The organism is Zhihengliuella halotolerans, from assembly GCF_004217565.1.
In the GTDB taxonomy this organism is placed as follows: Bacteria; Actinomycetota; Actinomycetes; order Actinomycetales; family Micrococcaceae; genus Zhihengliuella; species Zhihengliuella halotolerans.
This window is the reverse complement of the sequence record NZ_SHLA01000001.1, coordinates 3499079-3516037: the sequence shown is the minus strand read 5'-3', so window position 1 is coordinate 3516037 and position 16959 is coordinate 3499079. Positions and strand designations below refer to the sequence as shown.

Annotated in this window: 11 protein-coding genes; 2 read left to right on the top strand and 9 right to left on the bottom strand. The window is 68.4% G+C overall.

Annotated elements, in window-relative coordinates:
• Positions 1–44 precede the first annotated feature (44 nt).
• The 3 genes from EV380_RS16195 to EV380_RS16185 are packed head-to-tail and all read right to left on the bottom strand — an operon-like array spanning position 45 to position 3612.
• Positions 45–998 carry a carbohydrate ABC transporter permease gene (locus EV380_RS16195; RefSeq protein WP_130451979.1) on the bottom strand — a complete coding sequence of 318 codons (954 nt, stop codon included), beginning with the start codon at positions 996–998 and terminating at the stop codon, positions 45–47.
• Entirely contained in the window at positions 995–2008 is a 1014-nt protein-coding gene (locus EV380_RS16190) for an ABC transporter permease (protein WP_130451978.1), read from the bottom strand. The genes EV380_RS16195 and EV380_RS16190 overlap by 4 nt, the downstream gene beginning before the upstream one ends.
• The gene (locus tag EV380_RS16185; protein ID WP_242607670.1) at positions 2008–3612 is read right to left on the bottom strand and encodes a type 2 periplasmic-binding domain-containing protein; all 1605 of its coding nucleotides are present in this window, start codon (positions 3610–3612) and stop codon (positions 2008–2010) included. Before EV380_RS16185 ends, EV380_RS16190 begins: the two co-directional genes overlap by 1 nt.
• 270 nt (positions 3613–3882) lie before the next feature.
• Between EV380_RS16185 and EV380_RS16180 the strand changes: the two genes are divergently transcribed.
• A complete protein-coding gene (locus EV380_RS16180; RefSeq protein WP_242607669.1) occupies positions 3883–6837 on the top strand; it encodes a glycoside hydrolase family 3 N-terminal domain-containing protein in 2955 nt (984 codons plus the stop codon).
• Here EV380_RS16180 and EV380_RS16175 read toward each other — a convergent pair.
• Both EV380_RS16175 and EV380_RS16170 read right to left on the bottom strand, forming a co-directional pair.
• Positions 6834–9377, bottom strand: coding sequence for a glycosyl hydrolase family 95 catalytic domain-containing protein (locus tag EV380_RS16175; RefSeq protein ID WP_165391988.1), 2544 nt, complete (start codon positions 9375–9377; stop codon positions 6834–6836). The two genes, EV380_RS16180 and EV380_RS16175, sit on opposite strands and share 4 nt — an antisense overlap.
• 127 nt (positions 9378–9504) lie before the next feature.
• Positions 9505–10251: a hypothetical protein gene (locus EV380_RS16170; RefSeq protein ID WP_130452282.1), complete on the bottom strand. Its 747-nt coding sequence runs from the start codon at positions 10249–10251 to the stop codon at positions 9505–9507.
• A gap of 104 nt (positions 10252–10355) precedes the next feature.
• On the opposite strand from EV380_RS16170, the gene EV380_RS16695 reads away from it, so the two are divergent.
• Positions 10356–10499, top strand: a complete 144-nt coding sequence (locus EV380_RS16695; protein WP_165391987.1) for a hypothetical protein — start codon at positions 10356–10358, stop codon at positions 10497–10499.
• 16 nt (positions 10500–10515) lie between these two features.
• Here EV380_RS16695 and EV380_RS16165 read toward each other — a convergent pair whose 3' ends face one another.
• The 4 genes from EV380_RS16165 to EV380_RS16150 all read right to left on the bottom strand — a co-directional run bounded on the left by EV380_RS16165 (position 10516) and on the right by EV380_RS16150 (position 16792).
• The gene (locus EV380_RS16165) at positions 10516–12000 is read right to left on the bottom strand and encodes a helix-turn-helix transcriptional regulator (RefSeq protein WP_130451975.1); all 1485 of its coding nucleotides are present in this window, start codon (positions 11998–12000) and stop codon (positions 10516–10518) included.
• Positions 12001–12082: 82 nt separating this feature from the next.
• A complete protein-coding gene (gene xdhC / locus EV380_RS16160; protein WP_130451974.1) occupies positions 12083–12892 on the bottom strand; it encodes a xanthine dehydrogenase accessory protein XdhC in 810 nt (269 codons plus the stop codon).
• On the bottom strand, positions 12889–15288 hold the full coding sequence (gene xdhB / locus EV380_RS16155) for a xanthine dehydrogenase molybdopterin binding subunit (RefSeq protein WP_130451973.1): 2400 nt from the start codon (positions 15286–15288) through the stop codon (positions 12889–12891). The genes xdhC and xdhB overlap by 4 nt, the downstream gene beginning before the upstream one ends.
• Before the next feature lie 4 nt (positions 15289–15292).
• Complete coding sequence (locus EV380_RS16150) at positions 15293–16792, bottom strand: xanthine dehydrogenase small subunit (RefSeq protein ID WP_130451972.1); 1500 nt, start codon at positions 16790–16792, stop codon at positions 15293–15295.
• Positions 16793–16959 lie beyond the last annotated feature (167 nt).

The following is a 16959-nucleotide window of genomic DNA, read 5'->3' as shown; positions in this document are numbered from 1 at the left end:
GACCCGGTGCCGGCTGGCCGCAGCGCGTGGTGAAACTTTCCACGTCAGCCCTTGATCGCGCCGAAGATGACGCCCTTCGTGAAGTGCCGCTGCACAAACGGGTAGACGGCCAGGATCGGCAGGATGGCGAGCACCATGATCGCCATCTTCACGGCCAGGTCGGCCGGCGCGCCACCAGCGACATCCCCGGGCACTGCGCCCCCGCCAGGCAGTTCAACGCCTTGGAGAACGTATGAACGCAATACCAGCTGCAGCGGCCAGAGTGAATTGTCGTTGATGTAGAGCATCGCGTTGAAGAACGCGTTGAAGTAGCCCACCGCGTAGAACATTGCGACGACGGCGATGGCCGCCTTGGACATGGGGACGACCAGGCTGAAGAGAATCCTCCAGTCGCTGGCGCCATCGATGCGCGCCGCCTCCAGAATCGACTGGTCGATCCCCATGAAGAACGCGCGCAGTACCAGCACGTTGAAGGCCGAAACGGCCGTGGGGAGGATGAGCGACCAGAGCGTGTTGATGAGCCCCAACGAGCTGACCAGCAGATATGTGGGGATCATGCCTGCACCGAAGAACATGGTGATCAGGAAGGTGAACAGGATCGGCCGGTGCCACAACGAGGCGGGACGGGAGAGACCGTAGGCGGCGAGAATCGAAACCAGCACCGACAATGACGTGCCGACAACGGTGACGAAAATGCTCACCATGGCGGCCTGTGTGACGACCCCGCCGGCCAGCACGGTCCGGTACGCGGCCAGCGTCAGCTCACCGGGGACCAGGACAAGCCCGCCGGCCTCGGTGATGGCCTCCTGCCCGGAGAAGGACGTCAGGACAACGGTGTAGAGGGGCAGCAGGACGGCCAAGAGGACCAGGACGGTGGCGATGCCTTTGAGGAGCAAGCCGAACGGGCCCTGTCGCTCCTGCCACGGCGGACGCTCGGCGGTGAAGGTACGTTTGAACCACGTCGGTTCAGTGGATTCGTGGACGGTAGTAGTACTCATGCTTTTTTGTAGACTCCCGCTTCTCCGAACAGGTGCGCCAACTTGTTGGCACCGAGGACCAGCAGCAGGGACACCAGCCCCTTGACGAGCCCGGCTGCTGCCGCGAACGCCCAGTCGCCGTTGACCACGCCCTGGTAGTAGACGTACGTGTCGATGACCTCCGCCACCTCGGCGCCGACAGCGCCGCGCTGCAGAATGAGCTGCTCGAATCCCACGGTCAACGAGTCGCCGAGTCGCAGGATGAGCAAGAGGATGATGGTGGGCCGGATCGCCGGCAGCGTGACATGCCACATGCGGCGCCAGCGTCCGGCACCGTCCAATGCGGCGGCCTCGTAGTGCTCGGGATTCACTGTGCTCAGCGCCGCGAGGAAGATGATCATCCCCCAACCGGCGTCTTTCCAGACGGCCTGGGACGTCACCAGGAGCAGGAAGGTATCCGGGTTGGTCATCATGTCGAACCCGCCGAGCCCGAGCTTGCCCAACTCCTGATTCAGCAGCCCGGCCCCGCCCAGAATCTGCTGGAAGATGGTCACCACCAGGACCCAGGAGAAGAAGTGGGGCAGGTAGACCACCGACTGGATGACATTGCGCAACCATGGCGTCATCAGTCCGTTGACAAAGAGGGCCAGCATGATGGGCACCGGAAAGAAGAAGACCAGCTGAAACGCGGTGATCGTCAAGGTGTTGACCACCGCGTCCAGGAACAGCGGATTGGTGAAAACGCGTTCGAAGTTGGCCCAGCCGACGAACTGGCTGTTGGCAATTCCGACGTACGGCGAGTAGTCCTGCCACGCGATGACGTTGCCCAGCATGGGCAAGTAGGCGAAGACCGCCAGCAGCCCCACGGCGGGAACACACATGATCAGCAGCGTGCGGTCCTGCCGCAGCCGGAGCCGCCACCCCTTGCGGCTTCTCGCGGGCGGCTCGTTTCGCGGCGCGGGACGGCTAGGGCGCGTCTCGCCCGGCCGCCCCGCATCGCGGACTTCGTCGATCTCTGTTGTCGAGCTCATCACTCGTCGACTTCCGCCGATTCGTCAGCAATCTCATCAGCCTCGCCGTCAAGAATCTCTTGATAGAGAGTTCTCAGTTCTTCGCCGCCGGATGTCCGCCAGGTCTCGATGGCGGAATCGAGGTCTTCCATGTTCTTCCTGCCGCGCGCGATGTCCTTCTCGAGGTCGGCGAACGGCTGGTCTAGGGACGCAAACTGGTTGGGCTCGGTGACACGCATGCCGTAGAACGGTTCTTCGACCTCGTGCAGAGTGGTCTCGTTCTGCCACTTGACCCGCGCTTCGACATAGTCCGGTTTTTCTGGATCAGCGACGATTTCCGGCGGTGCGACCAGGAACATGAAAGTCGGCTGCACCTCGGTCCGGCCCAGATCCGTCTTCACTGGCGCGTTGTTCTGATCCAGCTCGTAGTGGACACCCTCGACACCGTTGGTGATCGTCATGTTCTCCTCCGTGCCGAAGGGAGCGGCGAGAAAATTGGCAGCGTCGAGCAGCTCTTCGATCTGCGCATCGTCGTCCGTGGCCTTGAGATAGCTGCACATCGAGGCGGCATCCGACTTGTACAGCACCGGATCGCCTCCTGCGGCAGCAAAGTACGGGAGCGCGGCCATGTCCCACTCGGGGTCGGCAGGCCGCATCTTGCTCAGCGCCTCGTGCCACGCTCCGACTCCGTCTGCGGTGATGACGACGTCGCCCGATTCGAAGCGCTGCTTGCCGTCGGCGGCGTTGTCCGCCACGGCATCCGGGTGGACGGCGCCGGTGGCGTACAGATCGGCCATCCACTGGAGCGCGTCGCGGTATTCCTGGGTCTCGACCCGGTGAACCAGCTCGCCGTCAACCACCTTCCACTTGCTCGGCACGCCGAACATCGCAGTAGCGAAGATCCACAGGTCGTTGCTGCCCCAATGCCCGTCGGCATGGTTCTCTTCGACGAACTCCAGCATCTCCTCAGCCGTCGTCGGCAGCTCGGCATCGGGCAGCAGATCAGAACGGTAGAACGCCGCGTTGCGTTGGCCGGCGGCAGCCGGGAACGGGATGCCGTACACCTTCCCGTTCCAGGAACAACTGCGCCAGGCGTCCGTGGGGATGTTCGCAAGGTTGGGATAGGCCGCCACCGCGTCACCGGCCAGGAAGGGAGTGAGGTCCTCGAAGAGCGTGCCCACTGCCTGGCCGAAGCGCGGCGGGAAGTTCCACGTCGGAATCGACACCCAGTCGGGGATGTTCGACTGGTCGGCCAGGACGGCCGCAAGCTTGTCTCCGTAGGTGGTGCCGTCGGTGATCTGGAAGTCGATGGTGGTGCCCATGGCTTCATTCACGGACTCCAGGTACTGGTTGCCGTCGGTCTTCGGCACGGCCCCCCACAGCGGCGTCATGGCCGTGTAGGTACCACCTGAGCCCGGCGCCTCTGGGAACTGGCGTTCAAACTCCGCCGGCAGCTGGGTGTAGCCATCGGGCGCACCGTTGATCCCCGGGACGTCCGGCTCGGCGAACGTCAAGGGGACGTAGTTCGGCAGCGTGCCGTCGCCTTCTTCCGGGCCACCCGTGCCTGCGCCGGCGGATCCGCATCCAGCAAGGAGCGCCACCGCCAAGATCGATGCGGTGGACATAGCCAAGGGCCGCCGACGCGGCCGTTTCTCGGGTCCTCGAGCGTTCGTCGTCCTCATCAGAGTTCCTCCAGGCAATTCATGTGGTGGCAGCGACCCCGTTGTCGAAGCGCTTCACCAAAGGTAAGGTAGATCACATCCAATTGACAAGCATCTCGTTAAAAGAGCCGCCGCGAACGACGACGAACTAGCTCCCCTTCGACTGCCTGACAGACAAGGGATCGTTCATCGAATCGTTTCGACGGATTCGTCGACAGTCAGGAATCCACCACCGTGACATCCGGAACATCCATCAACGACCTGCTGACAGCCATGACGCGGGACGAGAAGCTCGCGATGCTCCACCAGCATTCGCCACCCATCGAGCGCCTGGGTCTCGGGCGGTTTCACACAGGCTGCGAGGCGCTTCACGGCGTAGCCTGGCTGGGCGAAGCAACCGTCTTCCCGCAGCCAGTGGGGCTCGCCGCCACGTGGGACCCGGAACTGCTGCGGCGCATCGGAGAGGCCGCGTCCATTGAGGTCCGGGCCAAGCGAGCCGTCGATCCGAGCGTCAGCCTCAACGTTTGGGCTCCGGTAGTCAACACCCTGCGCCATCCGCTCTGGGGCCGCAACGAAGAAGGCTACTCCGAAGATCCGGATCTCACGGCCGAGCTGGGGGCAGCGTACAGTCGCGGACTGCGGGGTGAGGATCCGCACGTCTGGCGGACCGTCCCCACCCTCAAGCACTTCCTGGCGTACAACAATGAAACGGACCGGTCCGTCACCAGTTCCCACCTGCCGCCGCAGACGCTGCGCGAATTCGAACTGCCCGCGCACTTCCACGCGGTTGCTTCCGGCTGGGTGGGGTCGGTCATGCCGTCGTACAACCTGGTCAACGGGCGCCCGGCCCACCTATGCGCCGAGCTCATGGATGAACTGCGCGACGCCGCCGCCGTCGAACTGGCGATCTGTTCCGACGCCGCCGCCCCGTCCTTCATGGTGGACCTCCAGCGTTTCTACGCCACTCATGCAGAATCACACGCTGCCGCCCTGACCGCTGGCGTTGATTCGTATACCGATCATGATTCCGACGCGAAACCCACCATCCAGGCCTTCACTGAAGCGCTCGATCAGGGGCTCATCTCAGAATTCGACATCGACCGGGCGGTCCGTCGAGTCCTTCTAATCCGCGAACGCAGCGGCGAATTCACCCCGGAAACCGATCCGTATCGGGATATCGGTCCGGCCGACATCGATACCCCCGAACATCGCGATCTGGCGCGCGAGGCAGCAGGCCGCGGCGTCGTCGTGCTGGAGAATCGCGAGTCCGCAGGAGCGCGTGCCCTGCCGCTCGTCTCCCGTGACGCCACAACTCCCGCAAGCATCGCGGTTATCGGCACCTTCGCCGACCACCTGGTCCACGACTGGTACTCGGGCACCCCGCCGTACCACGTCACGCTGGCGGCCGCGTTGCGCGAGCGATTCCCCGAAGCCCAGATCCGCGTGGCTGACGGCGCCGACCGCGTCGCCCTGCGCAGCGTCGATGCTGATCGCTACGTCGAAGCCACGGGTGCGGAGGCCAAACTCGCCGCAACGGCGACTACCGCCACTCCCGCGGCGCAGTTTGACGTCACCGACTGGGGACACGGGACAGTCACCCTCCGTTCAGTCAGCACGGGCAAACTCCTCTCCGGGGGTGACTGGATCGTCAGCGCGTCAGCAGGACGCGTCGGCGGATGGGTGGCTCAGGAAACGTTCCGGCTGGTGACCGGCGCCGACGGCACCAGCACCCTGCAGCACGTCGGCAGCGGCAAATGGGTCCGCATCCTCGACAACGGACTGCTGACCGTCGAAGCGGATCGGGAATCCGCTGCCCGATTCGTGCTGCGCGTCCTCCGTTCCGGAGCGGCCGCAGCTGCGGATGCCTGTGTGGGCGCGGAACGCGTCATCGTGGCCGTCGGGAACGACCCACACATCGACGGCCGGGAAACGCAGGACCGTCCCGATCTCGAGCTTCCCCAGCAGAGCCGCGAGCTCTGGAACACCGCGGTGGAATCCGGCGCTGCCCCCGTCCTCGTGATCGTCTCCAGCTACCCGTACAACATCGCGCCGCTGGTGCCGGACGCCTCAGCCGTCGTCTGGTCCTGCCACGCTGGCCAAGAGCTCGGGCACGGCCTCGTCGACGTACTTGCCGGGGACCGCGAACCGGAGGGCCGCCTGGCCCAGACGTGGTGGGAGAGTCCCGAAGATGCCGGGAACCTGCTCGACTACGACGTCGTCACCTCGAGCGCGACCTACCGCTACAGCAGCGCCGCCCCGATCTATCCGCTGGGGCACGGCCTGACTTATTCCCGCGTCGACTACGAGTCGATCGAACTCGACCGGCCCCGGCTGACCGCACCTGAACCCACAACAACACACGTTCCGGCGCGCCGCGCTCCGGACGACGACGCCGGGTCCCGGACCGTGGACCACGAGGCAACCACCGCTGCGGTCACCGTCCGCAACACCGGCGATCGGCCGGCGCACGAACTCGTCGCCGTCTGGGTGCGCGCTCCGCGGCTCACGGTCCGCGCCCCGGAGATCCGTCTGGCCGGTTACCGACGCGTGCAGCTCGCCCCCGGCGAGCGCCGGACCGTGACCGTTCCCGTCCACGCGGGGCTGCTTGCGGTGTGGGACGTCGCGGCGGACCCGGTGGACTTTCGCACTAGGCAGGCACCCGTGTCCACACGTGGCGCGTTCGTGGTCCAGGCGGGCACCTACCGTGTTGTCTCCGGCCCGGATGCCGGAACGCCGGTGGTCACCAGCAACGTGACCATCGACGGGCCGCAGCCCGGCGTTCGGCGTCCTGACATCCTCGAAGCGGCCGCCGCGCACGCTTTCGATTCGGTCGTGACCGGCGCCCTCTCGCGTGTGGCGGGCGAGTGTCTCGACGTGCAGCCGCACCGCCAGCGCGGGTGGGCTCGTTTCGACCGCGTTCAGCTCCACGGCCGGTCGCGGATCACGGCGGTTCTGGCGCGTTCAGGGCACGGGCGCTCCGCGGCGACGATTCGAGTGCGGCCCAGCGGAACGGATCAGGCCTGGACCGAGATCGCGCACCTGCAGCTTCCCAGCGCCGACCCCGATCCCTACGAGTGGCACGACGCCGGCGCGGACCTGACCCACGGGAACCTGCCGGCCGCGGCGACGCTGGACCTGCAGGTCGAACTGATCGCCGGCACGCGACTCGCCGCGCTCCGATTCGACTAATCTGCCGGCGTCGGACGGCCTCCGGTTGACGGAACGGGAGCCAGATCATTCGCGCTCAACTCCACCGGGCGGCCGGGCGGACACAGTACTCGTGCCCGCCCGGCCGTCGTCGTGCTGGTTCCGTCCGGGCCGGCAGGACCGGTCACGGGGGCGGTCAGTTCGATAAACACGGCACCTGATTCGTCAGCTGCCCCCGGTGCGGAACCGGTGGGCGTCGAGCGCCCTGCTGCCGCCGAACGCATCAATCGTGCGCGGACCAGAGCGCCGCCCTGCCAGTCGATATCCACGAGAATTCCAGGACGCGCGACCAGACCCCGCACCCGGCCGTCCGCCAGCTGTGGCGGCAGCGCCGGCAGGAGATCGATCTGCCGCACCAGGTCGGGTGTGCGGCGATGGCTCTGCAGGAGGGCTTCGGCGATAGCAGCCGGCATCCCCAGATTGCCGTCGATCTGAAACGGCGGATGAGCAGCGAACAGGTTGGGATAGAGCCCGGCGGCCCACTGGCCGGAGAGGCCCCGGGCATCGCGCAGAAACAGCCCTAACAACTCACCCACGTGCCGGCCTTCACGCAGCCGCGCCCAGAGCGCTGTTTTCCAGGCCAGCGACCAGCCTGACGACTCGTGTCCGCGCCGCTCCAGCGTCCTCCGCGCGGCCCGCTGGAAGGAACCGTCAGCCGGGAGATCGGCTTCGTCCCCGGGGAACAGGGGATACAGATGGCTGACGTGACGGTGCTGCGGATCAACCTCCTGGACGGGCCGGTCCCACTCCATCACGCCGTCCGCAGCCGCGCGCGTGCCCACCTCGGGCAAGCGCTGCAGGGCCTCGGCGGATCGCTGCACCAGCGGGTCCGCCTCCGGGCCCCACGCTGCGACCAGTCCGAAGAGCTCCCGGGCCAACGCGATATCCATGGTGCTGGAGACGCCGGTGTGCGCGGCCGACCCGTTGACGAGGTAGGTGTTCTCCGGGGAGGTCGACGGCGCGGTGCCCCACCGACCATCCGCCAGGGGAACCATCCGATCGAGCATCGATTCTGCTGCTGCGCGGGCAACGGGGCGCAGAACCGTGGACTCGAATCCATGCTCAGCAGCACCGAACGCCTGATGCTCAGCGAGGTGCCGGACCAGCCAGGGGGCGGCCATGGGCCAGAAGGCCCAAGACGGGTCGCCGCGCCCGGCGCCCACCGGGTGTGACGCGCCCCAGGCGTCCGTGTTGTGATGCGCAGCCCACCCGTTTGCACCCAACTCGGCGGACGCGGCACGACCCGTGACGGCGAGAACCCGAATCAGACGATGCAGAGGTTCAGCTGTTTCCGCCAGGTTCAGCACGTGGGCTGGCCAGTAGTTCATTTGGGTGTTGATGTTCAGCGTGAAGGCGCTGGACCACGGCGGCTGCATCTCGGCATTCCAGATTCCCTGCAGCGTGGCGGGCAGGCCGCCCGGCCGCGAAGCGGAGATGAGCAGATACCGGCCGTAGTCGAAGAGGACTCCGATGAGTTCTGGATCGTGAGCCACCGCGTCTGCTGACCGTCGCGCCGCGTCCAAGCGCGCTTCCACCGACGCACCCGCCGGGGATGCTTGCGCCTCAGGAGCCGCGCCGAGACGCAGTTCCACGCGGTCGTAGAGCCGGGCATGAGCTGCCGTGTGGTCAGCCAGCAAGCGCTCGTAGCCGGTGGCCAATGCGGCATTAGCGTCGGCGCGCGCTTCCGCCAGCACGACCTCCCACGGGCGGAAGTCAGCCGCCCCGGCTTCGATGGCCTCCAGTCCCGGGTAGGTGGTGCGCACGGCGCACACTACCGTGGCGCCCTGCGCGCCCGTGCCGCCGTCCTGCGACACCCAGCGCACCACAAGAGCGGCCTGGACAGTCCCGGCATCTGCTGGATCGGGCCAGGTCGCGGCTGGCAGACCAGGCTCGTGGCCGGGGGCGACGTCCCGTGGCGCCTCGACCCGCAGTTCGATCCGCGTGGCGGTTCTGTCTTCGCTCAGGACACGCAAAGGGGTCTCGAAGTCGACCGTGATCCGGGGACCGGCTGCATCAGCTTCGGCACCGCCGGTGGTCTGTCCCGGGCTGCTGGGGGCGATGTGGTGAACCAGGACGTCAGCGGTGCGCGAGACGAAAGTCTCGGTGGCCGGTTCGCCGCCGGGTGTCAGCGTGCTGTGCACGGCGCGGGCCAGGTCCAGACGCCGCACACCGTCGGGCCCACCCCCGGAGATCGTCAGCCGGCCCAGGGGTAGGAACGATTGCACGTATCCCGTCTGATTCGCGGCGATCAGCTCACGGACCCGTTCGACGTCGCCATCGAGCGCGGCGTGGCGGGCCGAGTCGTAACGACGTCGGACGGTGGCTTCCGCGTCCGGTCCCGCCCCTGGCCCGGCCCGCCACTGGTCGAACTGGCTGCCCGGGTGCCCGGACCAGATGGTCTCCTCATTCAGGTCGAAGACAGCTGGCTCGCCGCCGTGACACATCGCGCCGAGTCGCCCATTGCCTAGTGGAAGCGCTTCGAGCCAGTCCGCGGCGGGTCGCGGATAATCAAGCTGCGTCATATCAGACGCCCCCATGCGAAGTTGAGGAGACAGCCGGACCGCACAAGACGGAGTTGATCACCATACGGCCCAGTCTTCCTTACGCCGGTCGTTTCGCGGTGTAGTCGGCGCTTCGTCCGGCGTCGCTCTACAGCTCGAAGTCGCCAAACCCACCGCCGTCTCCCCCGAATCCGCCGAACTCTCCGCCGCCGCCGAAGAAGTCTCCCATGAAGCCTCCGGCCTGATCGGTCAGCCCCTCTCCTGCTGCAGAGATCTCTTCTCCAACTCCGGAGACGCCGTCGGTGAGGCCCTCGGCGGCACCTGCAAGTTCTTCTCCGACGCCCGAGAAACCGTCTAGGAGCGGCCCGGCGATCGCCGTGCCGATGAACGCACCTGCCACGCCGCCCAGCAGACCGGCGCCGAGACCGCCGGCCGCCCCGGCTGCCATGCCGCCCATGCCGGACCGGCCGGAACCACTGCGGCCGAGGATCTTCTCCATGAATCCCGGCCGGGATACCTCGGCCCGGGTCGCAGCCCGCGCCAGATCCTGCGGCCGATCCGAAGCGGGCCGCTCCGCAGCGGGGAGCTGCTCCGAAAGCTCCGTCTGCAGCAGCGCACGCTGCTGGGGCGTCAATCGCGAAAACGCCTCGGCATGCGCACGCTCCATGTCCTCTGGAGGCGCCGTCTTGAGCATGTAGTGGTATTTGGCGATCGCCGCCTGATCCTCCGGCGCGACTCCGCCCCGCCCGGCGGACATCGCATCGCGCCTGGGCTGCTGTCCACGACCGTCATCCCGAACTCCATTCCGCCGGCCCTCGTCGCCGCGCTGATTGAGCTGTTCCCGAACATATTCGCCCGCCATTTGCTTGCCCTTGCGGATCAACTTGTCGAACATCGCCACCGTGCGGCCTCCTGGTCCTTCGGGTACGGCACACCATGCACCGTGACTCTCGTCTGCTTAAACTCCCGAGCCCACCCTGACGTTCCCGTGAGCCGCCCATGGCCCCGTCCCCCTGCGGTGCCGGCGGTGCGCTTCTCGCCGCGGTCCTCGTCCTCTCGGCTGGCAGCGTCCTGGACCGCACCGAACGCACGGTGGCAGAGACACCGCTCGAACAGGCTCAGACCCTCACGCTCGGCGAGTAGCCCGGGCGGGAACCCCTCAGTCGGGGTGCGCCTCGAGGAAGCGGTAGACCTCGGTTTCGTCCACGCCCGGGAACGCACCCGAAGGCATCGCGGCGAGCAGGTGCGTGTTGGCGCGCGCGGCCGGCCAGGCCTGCCCCTCCCAGGCGGCAGCCAGGCCCGCCGGCGGGCGGCGGCAGCACGAGTCGTCAGGGCACTTGGACTGGCTGCGCTCCGTCGTGTCGCGACCACGGAACCACTTCACATGCTCGAACGGGACCCCGATGGAGAGCGAGAACAGCCCGGCGGAGTGACGCTCCGTGCGAGCCGTGCACCAAAACGTCCCGGCGACGGTGTCGGTGTACTGCTCGTAGGCGCGGAACTTGTCGGGCACGTCGAAGACCACGCGACTGGTCCAGGAGCGGCAGATCGTCTGGCCCTCGATGGCGCCGAGGTGGTCGGACGGGAAATTCACGCCGTCGTTCTCATAGGCCTTGTGGATGATGCCGGAGGCGTGCACCTTCTGGAAATGGGTCGTGAGCCCCAGGTGCTCAGTCGCCAAGTTAGTGAAGCGGTGCGCGGCCGACTCGTAGGAGACGGCGAACGCGTCGCGCAGGTCCTCGATCGCCAGCTCCTTCGCCGACTTGGCACGCTGGAGAAAGTCGACGGTCTGCCGCTGCGGCATGAGCAGGGCCGCGGCGAAATAGTTCGTGTAGACGCGCTGACGCAGGAACTCGGAGTAGTCCGCGGGGGTCTCATGGCCGAGCACGTAGTGGCCGAGGGCCTGCAGCAGCACCGAGCGCGGGTCGTGGTCGGTCTGGCCGCCGTGCGTGAGGAAGATCCGGCGGTTCTTCAGGTCCGTGAGCGATCGGGTCGAGTGCGGCAGGTTGTTGACGAAGCGCAGGCTGAAGCCCAGGTGGTCAGCCAGGTCCGCGGCCACGTGGTGCGACAGCGGGCCCGAGGTGTGCCCGACGGCGTCGAGCAGCTCCTGCGCCTGCCGCTCGAGCTCCGGGTAGTAGTTGTTGCACTTGCGCATCTCGGCCCGGATCTCCGTGTTGGCGCGGCGGGCCTCCTCAGGCGTCGCGGCCTGCTCCTCGAGCCGGCGTTCGAGCTCGCGCTGCAGGCCCACGAGAGACTCGAGCACATCGAGCGGCAGCCGCGTCGAGACGCGCACCCGGGGCAGACCGAGTGACTCGTAGAGCGGGCCGCGCTGGGCGCGCTCGAGCTCGATCTCGAGGGCCGCTCGCCGGTTCGGCGGCGCCGAGGCGAGCAGTTCGTCGACGGTCGTCCCGACGGCGGCCGCGAGCTGGCGCAGCAGGCTCAGCTTCGGCTCCCGCTTGCCGTTCTCGATGAGGCTCAGCTGGCTCGGTGCGGCCCCCACGAGCTCGCCGAGGCCGTCAAGCGTCAGGCCGCGGTTCTTGCGGGCGTGCCGCAGCCGGCGGCCGAGCGCGATGACGTCGACGGCGTCGTCGTCCGGCTGGCCTCCCGCCGGCGTCGTGCTGCGCGTCCAGTCTGAGGGGGTCATGCCTAGAGGGTACGCCAACGCCGGCGGACGACGCCGGCGTCCGCCCCGGCTGCGGGCGTACGGCCCGTGCCGCGGCGGCCCGTCACGACGGGACCTCGGCGCGATCGCTGGAGATCTGCTTGAGCAGCTCGGCGGCGACGCTGACGGCGATCGTGGCCGGCAGCTTGCCCGGCAGATCGGGCAGACCGATGGGACAGTCGATCCGATCGATCGCGGACTCCTCGTGCCCACTCTCGGCGAGGTTCTTGCGGAAGCGCGTCCACTTGGCACTGGAACCGATGAGCCCGATCGAGGCGAGCCCCGGGTGGCGCAGCGCGGCGTCGCACAAGTGGAAGTCCTCCGCGTGATCGTGCGTCATGATCAGCACGTGGGAGCCGGCGGGCAGCCGGCCGATCACCTCCTCGCCGACGACAGCCGGTTCCGGATGGATCCTGGCGACCGCCGGTTCGAGCACCCCGAGACCGTCGAGGTACTCCGGCCGGAAGTCGCTCAGGTGCAGATCGACGTCGTGCCGCGAGAGGATCCTCGCCAGCTCGAGCCCGACGTTGCCGATCCCGAAGATCGCGATCGTCGTGGGGACCGCCAGGGGTTCGAGCAAGACGGTCACCTCCCCTCCGCAGCACTGCCGCCCGTACTTGGCGGGGGCCTTGTCGTTGAGCCGCAGCGTCATCATCTCGGGCCCGGGAGCGGGCGCGGAGAGCAGCTCCCGCGCCCGAGTCACCGCGGTCATCTCGAGGTTGCCCCCGCCGATCGTCTCGAAGACCTCCTCGGCGGTCACGACCATTTTCGCCCCGGCCTCCCGCGGTGCGTGCCCGCGGACGGCGGCCACGGTCACGAGGACCGCCGGCCGCCGGTCGCGGCGGAGCTCGGAGACGACGTCCATCCAGGTCATGGCATCGACGCCGCGACCCCGCGCGCAGCGCCCTCGGAGGACTCGGCCGTATTCGCGCGTGCGCCGGCCCGCTCGCGCGCGGCCTCGACGGCCCAGAACACGGCCTCCGGAGTCGCTGGCGAGGCGAGGTCGACGGAATGCCCCGGAGCGCCGAAGGCCGCCACGGCCTGCCGGAGCGCCTCGCGGACGGAGAACGCCAGCATCAGCGGAGGCTCGCCGACGGCCTTGGAACCATAGACGGCGCCCTCCTCATGGGCCTTCTGCAGCAGCGCAACGTTGAAGACCTCCGGCATCTCGGAGAGGCTGGGGATCTTGTACGTGCTCGCCGCCTGGGTCGCGAGCCGGCCACGGGTGGGCTTCTCGCTCGTGTCCCAGCGCAGGTCCTCTAGCGTCATCCACCCGGCGCCCTGGACGAAACCGCCTTCGATCTGCCCCAGGTCGATGAGCGGCGAGAGCGAGTCGCCGACGTCGTGCACGATGTCGACCCGGCGCAGCGTGTAGGAGCCGTCGAAGCGGTCGACCTCGACCTCGCTCGCGGCGACGCCGTAGGAGAAGTACTTGAACGGCTCCCCGCGCATGCTGCTCAGGTCCCAGTGCAGCCCCTCCGTCCGGTAGAAACCGGCCGCCGAGAGCTGGATGCGCTGGAAGTACGCCGCCCGCACGAGTTCGTCCCAGTCGAGCGTCTCACTCGCGCTCAGCCCGCGGACGACGCCGCCCTCGAAGCGGATCTCGTGCGCGGGGACCCCGAGTTTGATGGCCGCGACCTGCGCGAGCCGGCCCTGGATCTGCTCGCACGCGTCCTTGACGGCCCCGCCGTTGAGATCGCTGCCGGAGCTGGCCGCGGTCGCCGACGTGTTGGGCACCTTGTCGGTGCGGGTCGGCGCCAGCCGCACGCGCGACAGGGGGACCCCCAGCGTCGTGGCCGCGACCTGCAGCATCTTCGTGTGCAGACCCTGTCCCATCTCGGTGCCGCCGTGGTTGATCAGCACCGAGCCGTCTTTGTAGACGAGGACCAGCGCTCCGGCCTGGTTGAATGCGGTCAGGTTGAAGGAGATGCCGAACTTCACCGGAGTGAGCGCCAGAGCTCGCTTCTTGTGCTCGCTGCGGGCGTTGAACTCGGCGATCTGCTCCTCGCGGTGGGCCACGTCGGCCGATTCGAGCACCTGCGACCAGGCGGCCTCGATCCGGTCGGGGTGGCGCACGGGCTGGTAGTAAGGCGTGTCCTGGCCCTCGACGTAGAAATTACGACGTCGCAGCTCGCGCGCGCTGATCCTGAGCGCCGGTGCCACGCGGCCGAGGATGTCCTCCATGACGAGCATGCCCTGCGGCCCGCCGAACCCGCGGAAAGCGGTCTGCGAGGTCTTGTGGCACTTGGCGACGCGGCCCTTCACCCGGATGTTCGGGACCCAGTAGGCGTTGTCGATGTGGCACATCGCCCGCGTGAGCACCGGCTCCGAGAGGTCCAGGCTCCAGCCGCCGTCGGCGGTGAGCGTCGCGTCGAGCGCGAGGATCCTCCCGTCGTCGTCGAAGGCGATCTTCCACGCCGAGTGGAAGCCGTGCCGCTTGCCCGTCATCGTGATGTCGAGCGTCCGGTTCAGGCGCACGCGCACGGGCCGGCCCGTCAGGGTGGCGCCGAGGGCGGCGAGCGCAGCGTACCCGTGGGGCTGCATCTCCTTGCCGCCGAACCCGCCGCCCATGCGCAGCACCTGCACGGTGACCTGGTGGGCGGGCACGTCGAGCACGTGGGAGACGATGTCCTGGGTCTCCGTGGGGTGCTGGGTGGAGCAGTTGATCATGATCTGCCCGCCCTCGTCCACGTAGGCCAGGGAGTTCTGGGTCTCGAGGTAGAAGTGCTCCTGGCCGGCGAACTCGAACTCGCCCTCGAAGACGTGCGGCGCCTCGGCGAAGGCGCCGTCGGGGTCGCCCTTGTCGATGACTGGGCTGATGCCGTGGTAGCTGCCGGCCTCGATCGCGTCGCGGATCGTCACGAGGGACGCGAGCGGTTCGCAGTCGAGCACGACGACGGCGGCGCCGGCCTTGGCCGCTTCGAGATCTTCGCCGAGCACCCACGCGACCGGCTGCCCGTAGAACATCACCTCGTCGACCGGCAGCATCGGCTCATCGTGCTTGGCGCCCTGGTCGTTCACGCCGGGGATGTCGGCGGCGGTGATGATCCGGACGACGCCGGGGACGGCCTCCGCAGGTGAGGTGTCCAGGTTGAGGATCCTCGCGTGGGCGTGCGTGGACTGCACGGGGTAGGCGTGCAGGAGCCCGACCATTCGGTGGCCGAGGTCGTCGGTGTAGAGGGCGGTGCCGGTGACGTGCTCGATCGCGGACTCGTGCGGGCGGGCCTCGCCGACGACGGCGCCGGCGGGGCGCTGGGACAGGTGGCTCATAGGTTCATTCCCCTCTTCCGTGGCCGGCAAGTGTCAGTTGTTCGGCGTAGAACCGCTCGAGGGAGGACGCGAGCATCGCGGTGCGGTACTTCGCACTGGCGCGGTGGTCGTCCATCGGGGTCCCTTCTCCCGCCATGACCTCCGCCGCCGCGCGGACGGTCTCGAGGCTCCACGGCCGGCCTTCGAGCGCGGCCTCCGTGGCCACGGCCCGCAGGGGCGTGGCGGCGACGCCGCCGAGCCCGATGCGCGCCCGGGTGATGACGCCGTCGTCGACCGCCACGGCGTAGCCGATCGCGACGGAGGAGATGTCGTCGAAGCGCCGCTTGGCGATCTTCTGGAAGGACGTCATCGGCGCGAGCGGCGTCGGGATCAGGATCGAGGTGATGAGCTCGCCGGGTGCGCGCACGGTCTGCCGGTAGCCCGTGAAGTACTCACCCAGCGGAACGGTCCTGCGCCCCTCAAGGGAGGTGAGGACGAGCTCCGCGTCGAGCGCGAGCAGCGCCGGCGGGGTGTCGCCGATGGGCGAGCTCGTGCCGAGGTTGCCGCCGATGGTCGCCCCGTTGCGGATGAGGCGGGACGCGAACTGGGGGAACAGTTTGCCGAGCAGCGGGACTCTGCCCGCGAGCTCGCGTTCGAGCTCGCTCAGCGTGCACGCGGCCCCGAGTTCGATGAAGCCGTCGGCGATCTCGATCCGGCGCAGTTCCGCGAGCCGGTCGATCGCGACGACCGAGCGGGCGCGGGCGCCCTTGATGTTGACCTCGACGCCCCAGTCGGTGCCGCCGGCGACGACGAGCGCTTCCGGCTCCTCGCCCAGGATCCGCAGGGCGTCGGCGAGGGATGCCGGCCGGCGGTAGCGGCCGGTCTCCCCCGTCGGCGTGTCGGCCCCGGCGAGGTCCGTGAACGCGGGCGCGGGGGCCGGCGCGGCGCGGCGGGCGGCGAGACCGTCGTCGGTGTCCGGGGTCCCGAGAGCGAAGGCCGCGTCGCGGATCGGCCGGTAGCCGGTGCACCGGCACAGGTTGCCCGAGAGCGAGTGCACATCGAACCCGTTGGGGCCGCAGTGGTGGTCGCCGTCGTCGTCCGTGTTCGCCGCGTGCGCGGCCTCGGCGCGCTCGGGCCGGTAGTACTCGGCGGCCATGCTGCAGACGAAGCCCGGGGTGCAGTAGCCGCACTGGGAACCCCCGAGACGGGCCATCTGGTCCTGGACAGGGTGCAGGTCGCCCGGTTCGCCCAGCCCCTCGGAGGTGACGATCTCTTGGCCGTCGAGCGCGGCGGCGGGCAGCAGGCACGCGTTGAGCGCCGTCCACCGGGTGCCGTCGCCGTCGGCGCGGGCGACGAGGATCGCGCACGCCCCGCACTCGCCTTCGGCGCACCCCTCCTTGGCGCCGATGAGGCCCTCACCGCGGAGGAAGTCCAGGGCGTTGGTGTGCGTCGGGCCGTCGAATTCGCGGGCGGTCCCGTTGACCGTGATCCGGCATCGGGATTCTTGAGTTGTCTGCGCGGTCATTCCGCTGACCTCCTGCGCCCCATGCCAGGGCGCATCGAGAATGGATGGAGTGGTTGCCGTGGCCCAGGCCACCGATCACGTCGCCGCGCTGGGCGCGTGGCGCGGCCGATACGGGCCAGGGCGCTGTCGGGCGCGCCCATGACCCGCAGGGGTCCGGAGCGCACCAG